Source organism: Eilatimonas milleporae (genome assembly GCF_003688555.1).
Classification (GTDB): domain Bacteria; phylum Pseudomonadota; class Alphaproteobacteria; order Sphingomonadales; family Kordiimonadaceae; genus Eilatimonas; species Eilatimonas milleporae.
In genome coordinates, this window is sequence record NZ_REFR01000009.1 from 297,759 (window position 1) to 316,866 (window position 19,108).

Here is a 19,108-nt window from a genome sequence, read left to right on the forward strand (position 1 = left end):
GGCGGCTGTACGGGACGGGGGAAGACCGGCTTCCGGCAGGCGACGCATCGCGGGCCGGTGCCTCCCAAGGGCGGGCCGGTATCCGGGACGCCCGGCCCCCAGACCCGCCTTGAAGTACAAGGGCACGGGATACGGCTATTCCCTCAGGGCCGGTGCTTCCCGCGTGAAATCCGGTGACCTTCGGGCAAGGCGGCGGGGTCGCAATCCCCGTCGTCGGCCATGCAAGTGCGGTTGCGCCCCGTCTGTTTGGCCTGGTACAGGGCGACATCGGCGGCCTGCATCCAGTTGTCCACATCCACATTGCCAAGCCAGCGGACAGCCACACCCAGGCTGATCGTCACGCTGAGTTTCCTGTCACCGGCGTCGATCGGTTCCGCGGCGACGGTCTCGCGCAGGGTTTCGGCCAGTTCCATGGCCTGTTCCTCATTGACGCCCGGCGCCAAGACGGCAAACTCCTCACCGCCCAGACGGGCCAGCATGGCCGCCGGCATGGTATCGTCGATGCTTTGCATGGCCTGCCACGCCAGAATCTTTTCGCACCGCTGAACCAGCACTTTCAGGACCTCGTCGCCCGCGTCATGGCCATGGGTGTCGTTGACTTTTTTAAAATGGTCGATGTCCAGAATGATCAGCGCGGCGGAAATCCCGGCGAGCGACTGGTCCACGTCATCGACAAAGCGCACGAAACTGCGGCGATTCTGCGCCCCCGTCAGCGGGTCGGTGCAGGACAGGAAAAACAGTTTGTCCTCCCGCCGCTTTTCCTCGCTGCGGTCCACAATGACGATCTGCACGCTGGCGCCGACGCCGGCCACGGCTTTGACCGGTTTTGCCGGTGTCTGGTCAGCCGGCGCCAGAACCATGTTGATGAAGCGCAACTGCCCCTGTGCCCCCGTCATCCGCACATCCTTCAGCCGGACCACCTTGCCGCTGGTCACGGCATTGGTCAGGGCCGCGTCCACCCGGGCAGCGTCGCGCGGCAGGATATGGTCGAAGATACCGGTGTGCAGCAACGGGATATCCGGCCGGCCCAGAAAGCGCTCGGCCGTGTCGTTGGCAAAGAAGATGCGGCCGCGCCGACCGCCTTTTTGCAGCACGTATCCCGCTGGCAGCAGATCAAAGGCCTTGCCCTTGGTCAGATTTTCCGATTGGTCCGGCGCCGCCATGTCTTTATTGTATGCGGTATCCACATCCATACGTCCCAAGGTGTAAAGGCATTGTATTACTTTACCGTAAAGCGGTTATGTCCCACGATGGCGCCTTGTTCAATCTATTCGGCAACCTTTGTGCCAGATGCGGCACGCTCGGCGGGACATCATGCCCGGTATGCTCTGTAAGCGCCCCGGCTGTCCGCCCCCGACGGGAACGGTTCCGGTCAGGGGACCGGGCGGAACCTCCGGTTACAGGCGGACGCGCCGGTTTTTCCGGGCTATCGGGCTATGCCTTGTCCTTATCGGGCTTATCGCGGGACCCGGCCCGCGCACAAGCCCCGCCCGCGCGGACACCCCGAAACAGCCGCAAAATGATAAAATTCTTGTCTTTGCCGCCGCCAGCCTGACGGACGCCCTGCCGGCACTGGCCGCCGCGTGGGAGGCGGACACCCGCGAGAAGGCCGCCGGGACGGCCGACAATCATGGCAATCCGCCGGTTTTTGCCCCGGACATCCGGTTTTCCTTCGCGGCCAGCGCGACACTGGCGCGCCAGATCGCCGCCGGGGCCCCGGCTCATCTGTATATCTCCGCCAACCGGGCCTGGACCGATTTTCTGTCCGCCGGCGGCCATCTGGATGGCGCGCCCCGGTCTCTTGTCCGCAACCGGCTGGTTCTGGTGCGCCCGGCCGCCATGGGCGGGGCGGATACGGATGGAATGAGCACGGGCACAATGGATAGGGGCGGGCCAGAAACGGGCGGGCCAGAGGCGGACAGGATAGAGGTCGGCCCGGAGGCCCCCGCCGCGCTGACCCGGGCGCAGTTGATCGCCTGGATGAACGGCCGCCCCCTGGCACTGGCGGACCCGGACACGGCACCGGCCGGTCAGTATGCACGGGCCTATCTGACGGATCGCGGCCTGTGGCCGGTGCCGGGGCGCGGGGCCGCCCTGTCCGCCAATGCGCGGCAGACCCTGGCCCTGATCGAGCGGGGCGGGCTGACCGGTTTCATCTATGAAAGCGACCTGTCGGGACGGCGCGGTCTCATCCGGCTGTTCAGCGTACCGGACGGCCCGCGGACAGGCGTCCTGTATCAGGCCGCGCTGACAGGGCACGTGGAACAACCGGCAGGCGCACGGGCCTTTCTGAACTTTCTCACCGGCGCGAAAGCGGCGCCCATCTGGCGCCGCCACGGTTTCCACCCCCTTGCCGGCAAGGGGGATACGGACGGCGCCGTCCCGGCGGCACGGCCGCACGATACAGCGCAGCGGGAGGGCACCCAAGGCAACTGACGCAAAGTGGGACAGATTTACATGTTTCATATTGGGGCGCTTATGTTTCATTTCATGACATCCGTGCACCAATGGAAACAGGCATCGCGTCGGTAGACGGGGCAAACGGGCCCGTCTTGCCGTTGGCACGGGGTTTGCTGATATGAGGACGAGTCTGCAACCAGCTGCCAAAATGGATTTGCAGTCTTGCACAAGTTAACGCCGTCCTGCTCCGTGGGCGGCGTTTTCTTTTGCCGTCCGCTTGCCTTGCGGCGCCGCTCGCGGCACGCTCTCCCTTGTTGCCGGGGCGACAAGGCCCGCGCAGTTGGCCGTGGTACAGCCCATCGTTTTTCCGTACATCAGGGTCTGAAAACGAAGATAAGGACGGCATCATGCACACCACCCTGCTGGCATTCGGCGGATTGCTGATCGTCGGCCTCGCGGCGGACGCCATAGGCCGCAGGACCCGCCTGCCGCGCGTGACCCTGCTGATCCTGTTCGGCCTAGCTGCCGGACCGGCCGGCTTTGACCTGCTGCCGGACAGCGTGCGCGGTGCATACGGCCTGCTGACCACCGTGGCCCTGACCATGGTGGCCTTTCTGCTGGGCGGCCGGCTGTCGGCGCGGACCCTCGGCAGCCATGGCCGGGATATCCTGATCGTATCCGCCGTGGTAACGGTCGCAACCGCTGCGATTGTCGGCGGCGGCCTTATCCTTGCCGGCACGCCCCTTGCCATGGCCCTGCTTCTGGGCGGGATCGCAACGGCGACGGATCCGGCCGCCACACAGGACGTTGTCCGCCAGACCGGCGCCAAAGGCCCGTTCACGGACACGTTGCTGGGCATCGTCGCCCTCGATGATGTCTGGGGGGTTATTCTGTTCAGCCTGCTTCTTGCCGCCGCCCGGACACTCAGCCCGGAAATTGGCCCGGAAATTGGCCCGGAAATCGCCGTCACCACCGCCGGGGATGGGAGCGGATGGCGTCTGCTTGCCCACGGCCTGTGGGAGGTGGGCGGCGCGGTGCTGGCAGGCAGCGCCGTTGGCCTGCCCGGCGCCTATCTGACGGGCCGGATCCGGCGGGGCGAACCGATGCTGCTGGAAGCGCTGGGACTGGTGTTTCTGTGTGCCGGGCTGGCGACATGGCTTGGCGTGTCCTTCCTGCTGACCGGCATGGTCGCGGGCAGCCTGATCGTCAATCTGGCACGGCATCACAACCGGCCCTTTCACGCCATTGAGCGGATCGAATGGCCTTTCATGGTGCTTTTTTTCATTCTGGCGGGCGCGGCCCTGCATCCGGACAGCCTGTTGAAAACCGGGCTGTTCGGCGCCGCCTTCATCCTGCTGCGCATGGCCGCGCGGCTGCTGGGCGGCTGGCTGGGCGGCACGGTGGCCGGGGTCGGCGGTCCGCACCGCCTGTGGATCGGCGCGGCCCTGTTTCCGCAGGCGGGCGTGGCGCTGGGCATGGCGCTGGTGGCGGGCGAACATATGCCCGATCTGGCGGAAACCCTGTTGCCGTTGACGATCGGCGCGACCATAATATTCGAACTGGTCGGCCCGCTCATGACACAGCGCGCGCTCGGCCGTGTCGGTGAAAGCAGACGGTAAGGCAAACACAGACCGAACCGTCGCCGGGCCGGATGGTTTGCGCGTCCGGCGTCATTGTTTCAGGCAGGATTGATGTCCATTCCCTTCCGTCCAGACCCCGAGCCCGTCACGGGCGTTCTGCAACAACGGACCCCGTTGGTCGCACGGGTTCTCTGCGGCAATCCGGGGCCGTTTACCTATACCGGCACGGGCACCCATCTGGTTGGCCGGAACAGTCTGGCGGTCATCGACCCCGGCCCGGACGACCCGGCCCATGGCACCGCCCTTCTCGCCGCCATCGGCGGGCGACCGGTCAGCCATATTCTGGTCACCCACACCCACAGCGATCATTCGCCGCTGTCACGCTGGCTTGGCGAGCGGACCGGCGCCCCCGTCCTGGCCTTCGGCCCGCACGGCACCGGACGCAAAAGCGGCATACCGGGCATGGACACGGCGGTCACGGTGGAAGCCGGCGCCGACACGGGCTTCCGGCCCGACGGCCGCCTGTCGGACGGCGATACGGTTGCCGGCGACGGCTGGCGCCTGGACGTCGTGCACACGCCGGGACACACGGCCAACCATCTGTGTTTCCATCTGGTGGAGGAAAATCTTCTCTTCACCGGCGATCATGTGATGGGCTGGTCCACCAGCGTCATCGCCCCGCCGGACGGCGACATGCGCGACTATATGGCCAGCCTGGACCGGCTGATCGCCCTGGCGCCCGCAACCCTGGTGCCGACGCATGGCGCCATGATCGAGGACCCGCTGCCCTTTCTCCACGCGCTGAAAGCGCACAGGCAGGCACGCGAAGACCAGATCATCGCCCAACTGGCGGCGGGGCGGGACACGATCCCGCCCATGGTGGACGTGCTGTATACCGACATTCCCGAGGCGGTCAAACCCGCCGCCGCACTGTCCATCCTGGCGCATATGGCCGCCCTGGTGGATGACGGCCGGGTTGCCGTCACGGCCCCGGAAACCGGCGCGAGAACCGGCCCGAAATCCGACGGGACAGCGGACGCTGCGGGCGGAATGTCCGCCCTGTCGGCGCGCTACCGCCTTCTGGACGGCCCGCGCTGATACAAGGCCGCGCGCCTATCCACCGGAAACCCTGGCCACCGGAACAGGCGGCACAGGCATGGACGACACAGGCATTTGGGCCGGTGGACGGCGCACAAATGGCCGGTGCGGCCCGTGCCGCCTGTTTGGATTGAATTTGACCCGCAGGCGCCTTATCTACTATGCCACAGTCACCGTGCCGGATTGGGGGCGTCCCGTATGTCCGGCATGGGCCGGAGCGGGCCGGATGACCCGGTTTTGAGCGTAACAGCGACAGAGCGTAACAGTGACAGGCGGAGACGGCCAATGACCCTGCAAATGACCCCCCCGTTGGATCCCGGTCTCGATATCATGGACGAGATCGGCCGGCTGCGGCGGGAAAAAAACGCCGTCATCCTGGCGCATTATTATCAGGCGCCGGAAATTCAGGACATTGCCGATTTCGTCGGCGACAGTCTGGACCTGTCGCGCAAGGCCGCCGCGACGGACGCCGATGTCATCGTTTTCTGCGGCGTACGCTTCATGGCCGAGGTGGCGAAAATCCTCAGCCCCGGCAAAACGGTGGTGCTGCCCGACATGAAAGCGGGATGCAGCCTTGAAGACAGCTGCCCGCCGGATGACTTCCGGAAATTCGTCGAGGCCCACCCTGATCACATGGTGCTCAGCTACATCAACTGTTCCGCCGCCGTTAAGGCCCTGACGGACATCATCGTCACCAGTTCGAACGCCGAACACATCGTCAACCAGTTGCCCGCGGACCAGAAAATCATCTTCGCGCCGGACCGGCATCTGGGCGGATATCTGTCGCGCAAGCTGAACCGGGACATGGTTCTGTGGCCGGGCACCTGCATCGTGCACGAACAGTTCAGCGAGAAGGAACTGGTCAAGCTGATGGCCCGCCACCCGGACGCACCGGTGGCCGCCCATCCCGAATGCCCCGCGCAGATCGTGCGACACGCGTCCCATGTGGGCTCAACAAGTTCCATCCTGAAGTTCGCATCCGAGACCGACGCCGAGACCATCATCGTCGCCACCGAACCGCACATCATTCACCAGATGGAAAAGGCATCGCCGCACAAAACCTTCATCGGGGCGCCGGGGGCGGACGGCAACTGCAACTGCAACACCTGCCCCTTCATGGCGTTGAACACGATTGAAAAACTGTATCTGTGCCTGCGCGACCTGACACCGACGATCGAACTGGACGAAACGGTGCGCGTCGCTGCTGAGCGTCCCCTGCGCCGCATGCTGGAGATGAGCCCGCAGGCCGGGCCTGCAAAGGACCTGTCGCGGATCGGCGCCTGACGGGTCCGTGACACGAAGGTCAGGCCACACAGGGGATAAGGCGGGGGTAAGGAACGCATGACGGACGATGCGCAACCGGCCGCATCCGGACAGGACCGTGCCGCGCTGCATGGTTCATCGCTGGACCGGCCATTGGACTGGCACACAATCGACGATGACATCGCCCGCTGGCTGGACGAGGATATCGGCACCGGCGACATCACCGCCGGCAGCGTCATTCCCGCCGATACCCGGCTGGACGCCGTGCTGCGGGCCCGCCACGGACTGGTCGCCGCCGGCCTGCCGCTGGCCGCCCGCATTTTCCGGCGACTGGACCCCGACTGCCGTCTGGAACAACCGGTCAGCGACGGTGCATGGGTTGATGACGGCACGGTTCTGATGCGGGTCGGCGGCAGGGCCCGCGCCCTGCTCAGCGCCGAACGCACGGCGCTGAACATCGTGCAGCACCTGTCGGGCATCGCCACGCTGACACGGGCCTATGTCACGGCCGTCTCCGGCACCGGGGCGGTGGTGCTGGATACCCGCAAGACCATACCCGGCCTGCGCCATCTGGCGAAATACGCCACCGCACTCGGCGGGGCACACAATCACCGCATGGGCCTGTTCGACGCCGTGATGATCAAGGACAACCATATCGCCGTCGCCGGTTCGGTCACCGCCGCCGTTGCGGCGGCGCAGGCGGCGGGGCATACGGCCATACAGGTCGAATGCGACACGCCGGACCAGGTGGAAGAGGCCCTGCACGCCGGTGCGTCCAGCCTGCTTCTGGACAACATGTCCCTCGAAACCCTGCACAAGGCGCTGCTCAGTGTTGACCATCATCGCCGCACCACCGGAAAACGGGTCCCGGCGGAGGCCTCCGGCGGGGTGACGCTGGACAGCATCCGCGCCATCGCCGAGACCGGGGTCGATTTTATCTCCGTGGGGCGGCTGACCCAGTCGGCCCCCGCCGCCGACATCGGTTTGGATTTTGCGAAAACACCCTGATCGCGTTACAACGGGGCCTTGCAATCGGATCGGATAGCGATGAGTGTAATCCGTGATGAAAAAGGGTCTGTTTTGACGTATGCACACACCGCCCGGCAGATTTGATGCTGATACGAGCTCCCAGGCGGACGCGGGCGCTGTCCGCAGTCTGAACCGTCGCTATATCGTCGCCCTTCTTCTGGTCGCGGCACTGGCCATTGCCGCCTTTGCCGTGCTGACAAGCGCGATGATCGCCGAAGCCGACCGGTCCCATGTCATCAATGTGGCCGGACGCCAGCGCATGCTGTCCCAGCGGATAGCCCTGTTCGCGACCCGTCTGGCGGAACTGGAACCGGGCCGGCCGGCGCATGCCGAAAACCTCGGGGTTCTGCGCGAAACCGTCAGCCTCTTTGAACGGTCGCATATGGGCCTGACCATGGGCGACCGGGACATGGGCCTGTCCGGGCACCTGTCGCCGGTTGAGCGCGAAATTTATTACGGGACACCGGATCTGGACAGGCTCAGCCTGCGCTACATCGCCCTGGCGCGAACCATCATCGACGAAGCCACGGCCGAGCGTCCGGTACCGGCTGCGGAACTGGCGGATCTGAACGCGCTGGCCGCCTCCACCCTGCTGGTTTTTCTGGATCAGGCCGTCAATGCCTTTGACATCGGCGGCACATCGGCCATCAGCCGCATGATCTGGATAGAGGCAGGCATTTTCGCGGCCCTCCTGTTGTTGCTGGTGGCGGAAGCGGTCTTTATTTTCCGGCCGGCCGCCACCACCGTAACCGACGCGCTGCGCAAACAGACGGAAGCCCGCCTTCAGGCCGAGCGTATGGCCCGCATGCGCCGGGAACTGCTGGCCACCATGAGCCACGAATTGCGCACGCCGCTTTACGGTCTGATCGGCCACATGGATCTGATCGACAGAAGCAAACTGTCCGCCGAGGATACCGAACACATGGATCTCGCCGTGAAAAGCGGTGAACTTCTGAAGAAAACCGTCAACACGGTGCTGGATTTTTCCGCGTTGGAGACGGGCAAACTGTCGGTCAGTCCGCAAATCACCGACCTGGTCAAGGTCATGCGCGATACCGCCGATATTCTGCGGCCCAGGGCCGAAGCCAAAAAGCTGGAACTGCGGCTGGATCTGGACGAAAGCCTGCCCGCCGCCGTCATGACCGACCCCTTGCGCATCCAGCAGATCGTCATGAACCTGGCCGGTAACAGCATTAAATTCACCAACGAGGGGGCGATCATTCTTACCGTGCGCGACCTCGGCGCCGAAGAGGGCGCCGTCGGCGGCGTGATCGCGGCGGCAAACGGGGACACCGCCGACGGCGGCGCGCTGCTCACCATGCGCCGCGTTGCCCTGGTGGTGCAGGATACCGGCCACGGCATGGACGACGCCCAGGTGGCGACCATCTTCGATGCCTTCACCACGTTTGCCCGCAGCGAGGCCGGGGCCGAAAGCACCGGTCTCGGCATGGCCATCACCCAGCAGATCGTGCAACTGATGGGCGGTCATATCGATATTGACAGCACGCCGGGTCAGGGCACGGTCATCACCGTCACCCTGCCCCTGCCCGAAGTGCCGGCGCAGATCGTCGCCGACCAGGCGGCCGGCAAGACAGAAGGCGGGACGGTGCCGGCCAACCACGCGGTCGCCGGCAAGAGTGGGACGGCACTGGAATGCCTGATCGCCGAAGACAATCCCATCAACGCGCAACTGCTTCAGAAAAACATCCTCAAAATGGGCCATATCCCGACCATGGTCGGCAACGGCGAGGAAGCCTGCCAAACCCTTTTCAGCGACCCGGACCGCTTTCAGGTCATCCTTATGGACATCCATATGCCGGTTCTGGACGGCGAAATGGCACTGGAACGCATTCAAAGCCAGCTGAGAGGCCGGCAGCCCCCCATATGGGCCTGTACCGCCAATGCCCTGCCGGAGGACATAAAGCGCTACCGCGAGCTCGGCTTTGCCGCAATCGTCACCAAGCCCATCGATATGGCGGAACTGGCCGTGCGTCTGAACCGGCTGGCGGAAAGCACGGCCCCCGGCGGCCTGAAAACCGCGGGCGGACCTGAAACGGGAAACACCCCGGATACGCAGGGCTGACGTTAGACCACGGTACCGCCGTACCGGTATCGGTGCCTGACGGGCACATATGGCCGAAAATTTGAAATAAGTTCCCATTAAACACAACGTATGATTTAATGTTCGCCATGATGATGCGCCGCCTGCTTGCCGACAACAACGGCCGGCATACCGGCCGAATACCGCCAGCCAACGGGCAAATACCGGATGCGACGTCCTTTTCTTGGGGGGAGTGGGGATGCACGGACAGCAAAGCGATACGTCCTGGCGAAAGACGGACAACCCTCTGCATATCATCCGGCGCGGGCTTGATCCCGTGCGGGTTCACAGGACGGCATCCGACACCAGCGCGCTGCCCGCATCCGAACAGTTTAGCTTCTGGCGCGACACCGCCGCCAGCAGTGTCGGTCTTGTGGACCGGTCAGCCGCTTATGACGCCCCCTTCAGCGCGAGCAACTGCAATTATTTCACATCGAAAGTGGTCTATTCCCGGCACAGCGTCCGTCATCCCAGCGCGTTTCGCCGCGACAATCGTCATATCGACAGCGCAAGCGCCGAAATTCTGGCCGTACAACTCAGGCTGAACGGCGTGGAGACGGAAAACAGTGTCGGCACCGCAAAGCTGTTTTCCACCGGTGATATCCGCATCGCGGATCTGTCGCGGCCGCTTTATTCGGCCAATCTCCGGTATGACAATCTGGCGGTCCTGGTGTCGAAAAAACATCTGGCCGACAAACTGCCGGGGTTTGACAGACTGCACGGCGTCACGCTGGAGGACACGGCCATGACGCGGTTTCTGAAAACGCACATAGTGTCGGCCTGGGAGACGGTCTCGACCGTCTCCCGTGTCGAGGCGGAAAAAATGGCCGCCGTCACGCTGGAAATGCTGGGCGCGGCACTGCTTGGCACCGCAGCGCCCGAAATGATCGAGGATGCGTGTCTGGACGGACCGGTGCTGCGGACCGTGCACCAGTATATCAAGCAGCATCTGGACGACCCCGCGCTATCGACCGCGCAGATCGCCAACGGTGTGGGGGTGTCGCGGGCCAAACTGTTCCGCGTGTGCCGTCCGCACGGCACGCCGATGGCCCTCGTACGGCACCGGCGTCTGCACGCGGCCAGGGCGCTGATGGTCGCCGGCACGGTCCGCACCGTGGCCGAAGCCGCCTACCGCGTCGGCTATGAGGACAGAAGCAGCTTCAGCCGCGCTTTCCGAAACGCCTTCGGCATTCCCGCACGCGAATTTTTAAGGCCCGGATATCATTGACCGGGATGCCGCCGCATACTGCAACAGGACAGGCATTCGCCGCAAAAGTATATTTAATCTTTATTTTTCTATTTAAAGTTGTTATTTTGCAACAACTTTCATGACACTCCATCTGCCGGTGCGTGAGGAAAAGGGAAAGAAATGCGACATCCTTGGAATATCCGCCCGTTGTTATACGTGACGGTCGCAGCCGGACTTTGCCACGCCTGCTCGGAAACGGACACGGACGGGAACAGCCCCAATCCCACCGGGATCGACGTTTCGCATTTTCAGGGACAGGTGAACTGGCAGGCCGTCAAGCGGGACGGCCTCAGCTTTACCTATATCAAGGCCAGCGAAGGCACATCCCTTGCCGATGCGGACTTCCCTGAGAACTGGAAGGGCGCGACGGACAACGCGCTGCTGCGCGGGGCCTATCATGTTTTCAGCCCGGACGATGACGGCGATGCCCAGGCGGACTATTTCCTGTCCCGCCTCAAGGCCCAACAGATCGATTACACAGGCGCGCTGCCCCCGGCCCTCGACATCGAAGCCCTGCCCAAGGACAGCCTGGGCGCCGCGCGTCCGCATATCGCGCAGTGGCTGCACCGTGTGGAAGCCGCCCTTGGCTGCAAACCGATCATCTACACCAGCCCCGGCACATGGGATACGGAATTTCCCGGCGATTTCACCGGCTACGGGCTTTGGCTCGCCGACTATGCCCGGTCGCCCACACTGCCGCAGGGCTGGAAGGACTGGACATTCTGGCAATACAGCGACACCGGGGACTATACGGGTGTGGGCGGCACGGTCGATCTGGACCGGTTCAACGGCACGGCGGACCAGCTGGCCCGTATCACGTGCCCCGGCGGGCAGGATTAAGGTCATGGCTATCCCGCACATTCTCGCGGCCGCCGTCCGGTCCGTTTCCACGGTGCGGCGGTGGATATCGGCGGCAGGATGGCCGGCGGCACTGGCCATCGCCACGGCCGCCATCGCCCTCAACCATCTGAACGGCATCGATTATATTCTGGATGCGATGGGACGCGGCCATATCGCCGAAGTCAACACCGCCTATCTGCACCAGACAAAAACCATTCTGTCCGACAGCATTCTTGTCCTGGCGGCGCTGGACAGTGGCCTTGCGGTCCTGGAAAGCAGCACGGCGGGTATTTCCTTCATCGTCGATGTACAGGTTCAGGTGGGCAGTCTGTTCAGTACCCTGCAGACCCATATCCGCTATGCGCTGGACGCCACCATGGCCGCGCTTGGAGGCACGCTGGTGATGGAAAACCTGCTGGCCCTGGCGGGCCGCCTGTCGGCGCCGCTGACAACGGCCAGTATTGTCACCGTGGCCGGCTATGTCCTGGTCCGCAATGCCGGGCCCCGCGTGTCGTCGGTCTTCCGAAAACTGGCGTCCGGTTTTCTGCTTCTGACACTGATGATACATCTGGTCTTCCCAGCCATGATTTTCACGACCGCGCTGGCCTCGAAAGCCTTCACCGCACCGATGCAGACGCAGTCTCACGACCGTTTTCAGCAGATCCATGACCAATTCGTCGTCAGCAAAGGCGACGATATCCACGCTCATGTGAAACAGGTGATCAACAAATACAAATCCTCGTCCGGTGAATTGCATGAAAAGACACGCTTTGCCGGACAAAATACGGTCCTGCATATCACCGGCCTGTTTTTAGGCAGTTTCGTGTTTCCGCTCCTGTTTCTGTGGGGGCTGATCTGGCTGTGCCATGTGGCGGTGCGCTATCTGGTGTTCGGGCATGCGGCCCGTTGAGACGAGCCGTCATTCATCCGGTACGTCATGCACCGCCAGACGCTTCATCCCCGGTGGATTCCAATGGAAGGGTTGCGGGGTTTGAAACGAATGGGGCAGTGTCACATCACTTCATGAACGAAAACGGCCCCAAGGGGCGCTGTGGTATCGTCCCGTACACTTCACCCCAGGGACAAACACACCCCGCCCCGTATCAGGCATTTTTCCGTCCCCATGCAAACCCGATACAGGCACCGGGTGCCAAGACAGGCCGGATTTCCGGCTTCTCCTTTCAGGACGGCCACAGTTTGGACGGAAGGTGCGTCAAGGGATCACAACATTAAAATTAATGATATGCATTCAACACGTATAGATGGTAAATAGGAGCGCGCTTTTCTACCTGAAAAGTCATCATATCAGAATGAAGGGGGATATTTTATGATAATCCATCGCCTTTGCGGCGGTCTGGGCTCTGGTATGCTTCTGGGCATGTTCTTGGGCATGCCGATGGCCGCCGGGCCGGTCGCGGCCCTCCAGACGGACAAACATTCCACAGACACGATCACACTGAAAATCACGTCGTCAAACGGTCTGGGCCTTGACAGTATTGCGGGCCTGCCGGACGGACAGACATGTACATTTCCCGCCACGACCGGTCCCACGCCCACATCCTGCAGTGTCAGCGTCACGGCCGGCACACGGATCACCATGACACCGGGGTTCAATACAAACGGTACCGGACTGCCGGGTGTGCTGGGACAATATTTCGTCACCGGCGGGTCCGGTCTGTGCACGAATGCGGTCTCGGGGCCGTTTACCATCACGGTGGACAAACCAAAAACAGGCGACACGGCTGACTGCACCATCGACACCGGCACCTACGGACTGAACGGACTGTGGGGGTATGAAGGACAGGCAGACGTCCTGTCCGCCGGTCCGCTGTTCGGACTGTCGACCCATGTGGGCGCCGCCATATCCATGGACGGCGCCGCCCTGACCTATCTGGGCGGCACGGACGGCCGCGCCGTCTGGTACGGCATCACGGCACAGCCATTGCCCGACGCACCATCAGGCGCCCCCCTGTTCACCGGAACGGCATCCGAATTCACCGGCGGCGGTGCCGTTGAGGGAGGTCCCTCCCAAAAAGCCTACCGCCTGAAATCGGTCGTGGCGGATATCCGGCTTGCCTTCGACACACCGGAAAGCGGACGGCTCACTTGGACACCCCACAGCGGCGGCACCACGATCACAAAGGAAATCGTTTTGCTGCAACCTGTACCGATGGCTGACAGCGTTACATCCGCCACCAATGGCACGACACCGGGTCCGTTCGCCAACGGGCGCTATATGTCCGCCATACCGGATGCCTATCAGCAGGGCGTCAGCTATTTCGCCAGCCTGATTCCTTTCGCCCACGGCACGGCCCTGGCCTCAACCTTTCTGAACGCACTCAGCTTCGATCCCGACGGCGCCGCCATCTGGCACACAGGGCTGCTGGAAGCCATCTGGAACAATGATGCATGGCAGGTCGGCCAGGGCACCCTGACCCGCTACAAGGGCGGCAATGCCATTGACGGCACGGGTAAGGGTACGCTGAAAGCAGTGGATACACTGGACGTCACGGGCGCATTGTCCGATACGACGGGTACGCTGACACTGGCGCGGGCCGGTGGCGGGCATGTCGACACCACCTTGTCCCCGGATACCGGCTGGAAACATGGCACCTGGCTTCAGGTTCTGAATGAAAACACCACGCTGGCCCATCCCAATATCGCCTTTTTCCCGGCGGGCGGCGCCATGGGGTCACAGGTGACCTATTTCAAACCCGGCGCCGGCAGCGGGTTTGAAAAGAAAACGGTCAAAGGCTGGACATCCATCCCCCTCGCCGATATCGTGGACGGCAGTCTGTTCATCCGCAACGATCCAGGCGCCGGCGACACCGGTATCAACGGTACGGTCTATCTGTCGGACGACGCCATGTCCTTTCCCGGCAAGGCCGGCCCCAATCCGACAGACTGCAACGACCCCAATTTCGACATCCGATGGCAACCGTTCGAGGTTGGCGGGGACTATGACCTGACGTATATCAATGTCTACGCCATCCCGGTGGCGATGCGCTATATGGGTTTTTACAATCAGGGAACAGCCACTCAGGGGCAACTGAAAACCCTGAAATCGGACCTGCTGGCCGCCGCCAGCGTGACCCCGGCCACCCTCCCCACATGCACAAAAACGAACGGCGATAAAGTGACCATCAAGCCGGACATGTCCACGCGCATCCTGTCGCCGGTGTATGATGACACCATCGGCTATTATCCGGGCTTCGGGGACGCGGTCAAAAACGCGCCCTGGTCCCATATCGTCATCGCGGATCAGTATAACGGCGTGGCAGCCGCCAGCATCCCGGCCAACCCGCCCTGCGCCGACAGCGCCTATCAGCCATTGAACTATCAAACCGACAGCCTGGCCTATACCTTTCAGCCGCCCAAAACGAAGACGGGACATGGCAAATACACCCTGACCGTCAAGGGCCATACCTGGTCACCCGCGCTCGCAGACCCCGACGGGCCGAAAAAGGGCGGCACACCGCCGAACGGGGCTGTCTCGTTCACCATGACCGCCGACACTCTCAGCCCGGATGCATTCAGCAAGGCTATTATGGAATCCGTCGTCAGCTACAATGTGACATCGACCGTCTGTCAAAGCGGCGGCGGGACGGTCAGTGATCAAAACGGCTCCAACGACGTCTTCTCGGCCATTGCACGCGATCTGCTGGCAGGGTTTTCTTCCGGTTTCATCAACAGCAGCGCGTATGTGAACGGCGGTGCCGCCAACCAGTGGAGCTATCAGTGGTGGACAACCCCGGTTGCCTTTGCCGGCCTTGGCGGCTACCCCGTGCCGGCGGCGGGTCAGGCCAATTACAATGTCTGGGGCAACGCGGTTTTCAAACCGTTCGGTTTCGGGGTTTACGGCTTTCAGTATGGCGACCGCTTCAAGACCGCCAGTCCGCTGGTGCCCGTCTCAACCGGGCCGGTGGAACTGATCCTGCTGGAGGAAGGACCGACCCCCTGACGGCGGCCCTCTGACGGCGCTCACCGATCCGCAAGCGTACGGCGTTCCGGCAGCACCGGGGCGCCGTACGTCATTTCAACGTACCGCACGCACGCTTCACCGCTTCACGGTGACAGACCCGGTTCCGGATGCTAAGGGAAATGACTTTCGACAATACGGCCGTTCCCGTGGATACGGGTATGAACGGCCATCGGCGGGTCCGATACGGTTCACAGACGTTCCGTAAATGACCCCGCCACCAGATTGGGGGAACTCTTCATGCGCTTGCCACTGCTCGCCGCGGCGATTGTTTCTATCGCTGTCTCCGCACCATTCCAGCCATCATGGGGACAATCGGGCCGGTCATCCGGCAGCGATGCCGGGCCGATGACATCGGCCACCTTCGACGGGATGAAATTGCGGAATATCGGGCCGGCCTTCATGTCCGGACGCATAGCCGATATTGAAATCGTACCGGACGATCCGTCCACATGGTATGTGGCCGTGGGCTCCGGCGGAGTGTGGAAAACCACCAACGCCGCCACCACCTGGACACCATTGTTCGACAGCCAGTCGGTCTATTCCATCGGCACCATCGCGCTGGAACCCGGCAATGCCAACAGTGTCTGGGTCGGCACCGGGGAGAATGTCGGCGGACGGCATGTCAGTTTCGGCGACGGCATTTATCACAGCCGCGACGGCGGCAAGACCTGGACGAAAAAGGGCCTGGAGCAATCCGGGCATATTTCCGAAATCATCATTCATCCGGACGACCCCGATACGCTGTGGGCGGCCGTGCAGGGCCCCTTGTGGTCCAAGGGTGGGCAGCGCGGCCTGTTCAAGACGACGGACGGGGGTGACACATGGCGCAATGTCCTGTCCGCCGGTGCGTGGACGGGTGTGACCGACCTGGTCATCGACCCGCGCAATCCGGACCGGCTGTATGCCGCCACCTGGCAGCGTCACCGCACCGTTGCCGCCTATATGGGCGGCGGCCCGGAAAGCGGCATCCATATGTCGGAAGACGGCGGCGAGACCTGGACCCGGCTTGAAGGTGGGCTGCCCACCGGCAATCTGGGCAAAATCGGTCTGGCCATATCGCCGATGAAACCCGATGTGCTTTATGCCGCGATCGAACTGAACCGCCGTACCGGCGGCATCTGGAAATCGACCAACCGCGGCGCATCCTGGGCAAAACAGTCCGATGCCGTCGGTGGCGGCACGGGACCGCATTATTATCAGGAACTGATCGCCAGCCCGCACGCCTTCGACCGTCTCTACATGGTCAGCAACACCACGGAAGTATCGGACGACGGCGGCAGGACCATGCGGCCGCTGAACAATGACCGCAAACACGGCGACGACCACGCCGTCGCCTTCCGCCCGGACGATCCGGACTATCTGCTGGTGGGCTCGGACGGCGGACTGTATGAAAGCTTCGACCTGGAGAAAAGCTGGCGCTATGTCGCCAATCTGCCCATCACCCAGTTCTACAAGGTGGCCGTGGACGATGCCGCCCCTTTCTATAACGTCTATGGCGGCACGCAGGACAATTCCACCCAGGGCGGCCCGTCCCGCACGGACGACCTGAACGGCATCACCAATGCCGACTGGTTTATCACCCTGTTCGCCGACGGCCACCAGCCGGCGACCGAACCGGGCAACCCGGACATCATGTATTCCCAGTGGCAGCAGGGCAATCTGGCCCGCATCGACCGCATCACCGGCGAGATCATTCATATCCAGCCGCAGGCCGCCCCGGGCGAGCCGGCGGAACGCTTCAACTGGGATGCCCCCATCCTTGTCAGCGCCCACCAGCCGACACGCATCTACCACGGATCGCAGCGGCTGTGGCGGTCCGACGATCGCGGCGACACCTGGACGGCGGTCTCAGGCGATCTGACGCGCAACCAGCAGCGCATCAGCCTGCCGCTGATGGACCGGCAATGGTCATGGGACGCCCCGTGGGACGTCAGCGCCATGTCCAATTACAACACCATCACCTCCATCGCGGAATCGCCGATGGATGAAAACATCCTGTATGTCGGCACCGATGACGGACTGATCCAGGTGACAACGGACGGCGGCCAGACATGGCGCCGGATTGAGGCCGGACGCCTGCCGGGCGTACCGGACACAGCCTTTGTCAACGATATCAAGGCGGACCTGTTCGACGCCGATACGGTCTATATCGCGTTGGACAACCACAAATACGGCGACTACAAACCCTATCTTCTGAAAAGCACGGACAGGGGCCGGCGCTGGACATCGATTGCCGGTTCCCTTCCGGACAAGCATCTGGTCTGGCGCGTGGTACAGGACCATGTGAACCCGAACCTGATGTTCGCCGGCACCGAATTCGGCCTGTTCTTCACCCCCGATGGCGGCGGCAACTGGATCGAACTGAACGGCGATGTGCCGACCATTTCCTTCCGCGACCTGGCAATCCAGCGCCGCGAAAACGATCTGGTCGCCGCCAGTTTCGGGCGGGGTTTCTTCATTCTGGACGACTATGCCCCCTTGCGGGGTGTCACGGCCGACAGCCTGAAGGACAATGCCCTGCTGTTCCCGCCCAGCCGCAAGACCTGGTGGTATATGGAGCAGCACGGACTTGGCTTTGAACCGGGCGCCTATCAGGGCCATGCCCATTACCGTGCCCCCAACCCGCCCTTCGGCGCCGTCTTCACCTATTATCTGGCGGACAGCCTGAAAACACTGGCGGAACAGCGTCAGGAAGCGGAAAAACCGGCCATTGACGCCGGCGAAGACGTTCCCTTCCCCGGCTTTGACGCGGTTGAAGCCGAACGGCGCGAAACCAAACCGGAAGTCTGGCTGACCGTGCGCAATGCCGACGGAACCGTCGTGCGGCGCGTGCCGGGGGCGGTAACAAAAGGGTTCCACCGCATCGCCTGGGACCTGCGTTACCCTCCGACGGTACCCGTCGGCAATGGCCGCAGAGAGGAACCGGAAGGTTTCCACGCGGCACCGGGCCGCTATACCGCGACGCTCAGCAGTCGGGTGCGTGGTGTCACGACCGAATTGGCCGCGCCCGTCAGTTTTGAAGTCACACGCCTGCGCCAAGGGGCTCTGAAAGGTGCCGAGCCTGCGGACGTCGTCGCCTTCTGGGAAGAACTTGACAAGCTGGATCGCAGCATCAGCGCTGCCCGCGTCACCCTGCGTCATCTGAACGTCAAGGCGGATCAGCTGAAAACCGCCCTTGCCCGCTCACGCACGGCGCCAGCCGAGCTGGACGACCGCTGGCAAGCCATCCGCACCGAAATTGACGATATCGGCACGGCGCTCACCGGCAACCGGGCCATGGCTGAAATCGGTGAACTGGAGCCGGCCACGGTCAGCAGCAGGCTGAGCCAGGTCATGGTGGGAACGGCCCTGTCCACATACGGTCCCACCCCCAGCCACCGGGAAAACTTCGGTCACGCACAGGCCGCATTCGCTGACCTGCGCACCCGACTGAACCGACTGACGGGTGAGACCATCCCGGCGTTTGAAGCCGCCCTGATCGACGCAGGCGCCCCCTGGGTGCCCGGCAGTCCGATCCCACCGGCCCGCTAGAACCGACCAGCCCAAAGGCCCACCCGCTGCCCCTT

12 protein-coding genes are annotated in these 19,108 nt (G+C 63.2%); 11 read left to right on the forward strand and 1 reads right to left on the reverse strand.

Going from position 1 to position 19,108, the window contains the following annotated elements; all coding sequences use genetic code 11:
- Positions 1 to 143: 143 nt before the first annotated feature.
- A complete protein-coding gene (locus BXY39_RS02200; protein WP_121937192.1) occupies positions 144 to 1,193 on the reverse strand; it encodes a GGDEF domain-containing protein in 1,050 nt (349 codons plus the stop codon).
- A gap of 130 nt (positions 1,194 to 1,323) precedes the next feature.
- Between BXY39_RS02200 and BXY39_RS02205 the strand changes: the two genes are divergently transcribed.
- The 11 genes from BXY39_RS02205 to BXY39_RS02255 all read left to right on the forward strand — a co-directional run bounded on the left by BXY39_RS02205 (position 1,324) and on the right by BXY39_RS02255 (position 19,073).
- Positions 1,324 to 2,436, forward strand: a complete 1,113-nt coding sequence (locus BXY39_RS02205; RefSeq protein WP_170163562.1) for a substrate-binding domain-containing protein — start codon at positions 1,324 to 1,326, stop codon at positions 2,434 to 2,436.
- A gap of 371 nt (positions 2,437 to 2,807) precedes the next feature.
- The gene (locus BXY39_RS02210; RefSeq protein WP_121937194.1) at positions 2,808 to 4,019 is read left to right on the forward strand and encodes a cation:proton antiporter; all 1,212 of its coding nucleotides are present in this window, start codon (positions 2,808 to 2,810) and stop codon (positions 4,017 to 4,019) included.
- 72 nt (positions 4,020 to 4,091) lie between these two features.
- Positions 4,092 to 5,078 carry an MBL fold metallo-hydrolase gene (locus tag BXY39_RS02215; protein ID WP_121937195.1) on the forward strand — a complete coding sequence of 329 codons (987 nt, stop codon included), beginning with the start codon at positions 4,092 to 4,094 and terminating at the stop codon, positions 5,076 to 5,078.
- Positions 5,079 to 5,363: 285 nt separating this feature from the next.
- Positions 5,364 to 6,362: a quinolinate synthase NadA gene (nadA, locus tag BXY39_RS02220; RefSeq protein ID WP_211332037.1), complete on the forward strand. Its 999-nt coding sequence runs from the start codon at positions 5,364 to 5,366 to the stop codon at positions 6,360 to 6,362.
- 57 nt (positions 6,363 to 6,419) lie between these two features.
- On the forward strand, positions 6,420 to 7,349 hold the full coding sequence (nadC, locus tag BXY39_RS02225) for a carboxylating nicotinate-nucleotide diphosphorylase (RefSeq protein WP_121937196.1): 930 nt from the start codon (positions 6,420 to 6,422) through the stop codon (positions 7,347 to 7,349).
- 79 nt (positions 7,350 to 7,428) lie between these two features.
- Positions 7,429 to 9,453, forward strand: a complete 2,025-nt coding sequence (locus tag BXY39_RS02230) for an ATP-binding protein (protein WP_121937197.1) — start codon at positions 7,429 to 7,431, stop codon at positions 9,451 to 9,453.
- 217 nt (positions 9,454 to 9,670) lie between these two features.
- Entirely contained in the window at positions 9,671 to 10,699 is a 1,029-nt protein-coding gene (locus BXY39_RS02235; protein WP_121937198.1) for a helix-turn-helix domain-containing protein, read from the forward strand.
- A 141-nt stretch (positions 10,700 to 10,840) separates the two neighbouring features.
- The gene (locus tag BXY39_RS02240; RefSeq protein ID WP_121937199.1) at positions 10,841 to 11,560 is read left to right on the forward strand and encodes a glycoside hydrolase family 25 protein; all 720 of its coding nucleotides are present in this window, start codon (positions 10,841 to 10,843) and stop codon (positions 11,558 to 11,560) included.
- 4 nt (positions 11,561 to 11,564) lie between these two features.
- Complete coding sequence (locus BXY39_RS02245; protein WP_121937200.1) at positions 11,565 to 12,470, forward strand: hypothetical protein; 906 nt, start codon at positions 11,565 to 11,567, stop codon at positions 12,468 to 12,470.
- A 417-nt stretch (positions 12,471 to 12,887) separates the two neighbouring features.
- Positions 12,888 to 15,521 carry a hypothetical protein gene (locus BXY39_RS02250; protein WP_147453439.1) on the forward strand — a complete coding sequence of 878 codons (2,634 nt, stop codon included), beginning with the start codon at positions 12,888 to 12,890 and terminating at the stop codon, positions 15,519 to 15,521.
- A gap of 258 nt (positions 15,522 to 15,779) precedes the next feature.
- Positions 15,780 to 19,073, forward strand: coding sequence for a VPS10 domain-containing protein (locus BXY39_RS02255; RefSeq protein WP_121937202.1), 3,294 nt, complete (start codon positions 15,780 to 15,782; stop codon positions 19,071 to 19,073).
- Positions 19,074 to 19,108 lie beyond the last annotated feature (35 nt).

Bases quoted from the DNA above. Each gene is read 5' to 3' on its own strand.
- BXY39_RS02200 (WP_121937192.1), bottom strand. From the start codon at position 1,193: ATGGATGTGGATACCGCATACAATAAAGACATGGCGGCGCCGGACCAA.
- BXY39_RS02205 (WP_170163562.1), top strand. From the start codon at position 1,324: ATGCTCTGTAAGCGCCCCGGCTGTCCGCCCCCGACGGGAACGGTTCCG.
- BXY39_RS02210 (WP_121937194.1), top strand. From the start codon at position 2,808: ATGCACACCACCCTGCTGGCATTCGGCGGATTGCTGATCGTCGGCCTC.
- BXY39_RS02215 (WP_121937195.1), top strand. From the start codon at position 4,092: ATGTCCATTCCCTTCCGTCCAGACCCCGAGCCCGTCACGGGCGTTCTG.
- nadA (WP_211332037.1), top strand. From the start codon at position 5,364: ATGACCCTGCAAATGACCCCCCCGTTGGATCCCGGTCTCGATATCATG.
- nadC (WP_121937196.1), top strand. From the start codon at position 6,420: ATGACGGACGATGCGCAACCGGCCGCATCCGGACAGGACCGTGCCGCG.
- BXY39_RS02230 (WP_121937197.1), top strand. From the start codon at position 7,429: ATGCACACACCGCCCGGCAGATTTGATGCTGATACGAGCTCCCAGGCG.
- BXY39_RS02235 (WP_121937198.1), top strand. From the start codon at position 9,671: ATGCACGGACAGCAAAGCGATACGTCCTGGCGAAAGACGGACAACCCT.
- BXY39_RS02240 (WP_121937199.1), top strand. From the start codon at position 10,841: ATGCGACATCCTTGGAATATCCGCCCGTTGTTATACGTGACGGTCGCA.
- BXY39_RS02245 (WP_121937200.1), top strand. From the start codon at position 11,565: ATGGCTATCCCGCACATTCTCGCGGCCGCCGTCCGGTCCGTTTCCACG.
- BXY39_RS02250 (WP_147453439.1), top strand. From the start codon at position 12,888: ATGATAATCCATCGCCTTTGCGGCGGTCTGGGCTCTGGTATGCTTCTG.
- BXY39_RS02255 (WP_121937202.1), top strand. From the start codon at position 15,780: ATGCGCTTGCCACTGCTCGCCGCGGCGATTGTTTCTATCGCTGTCTCC.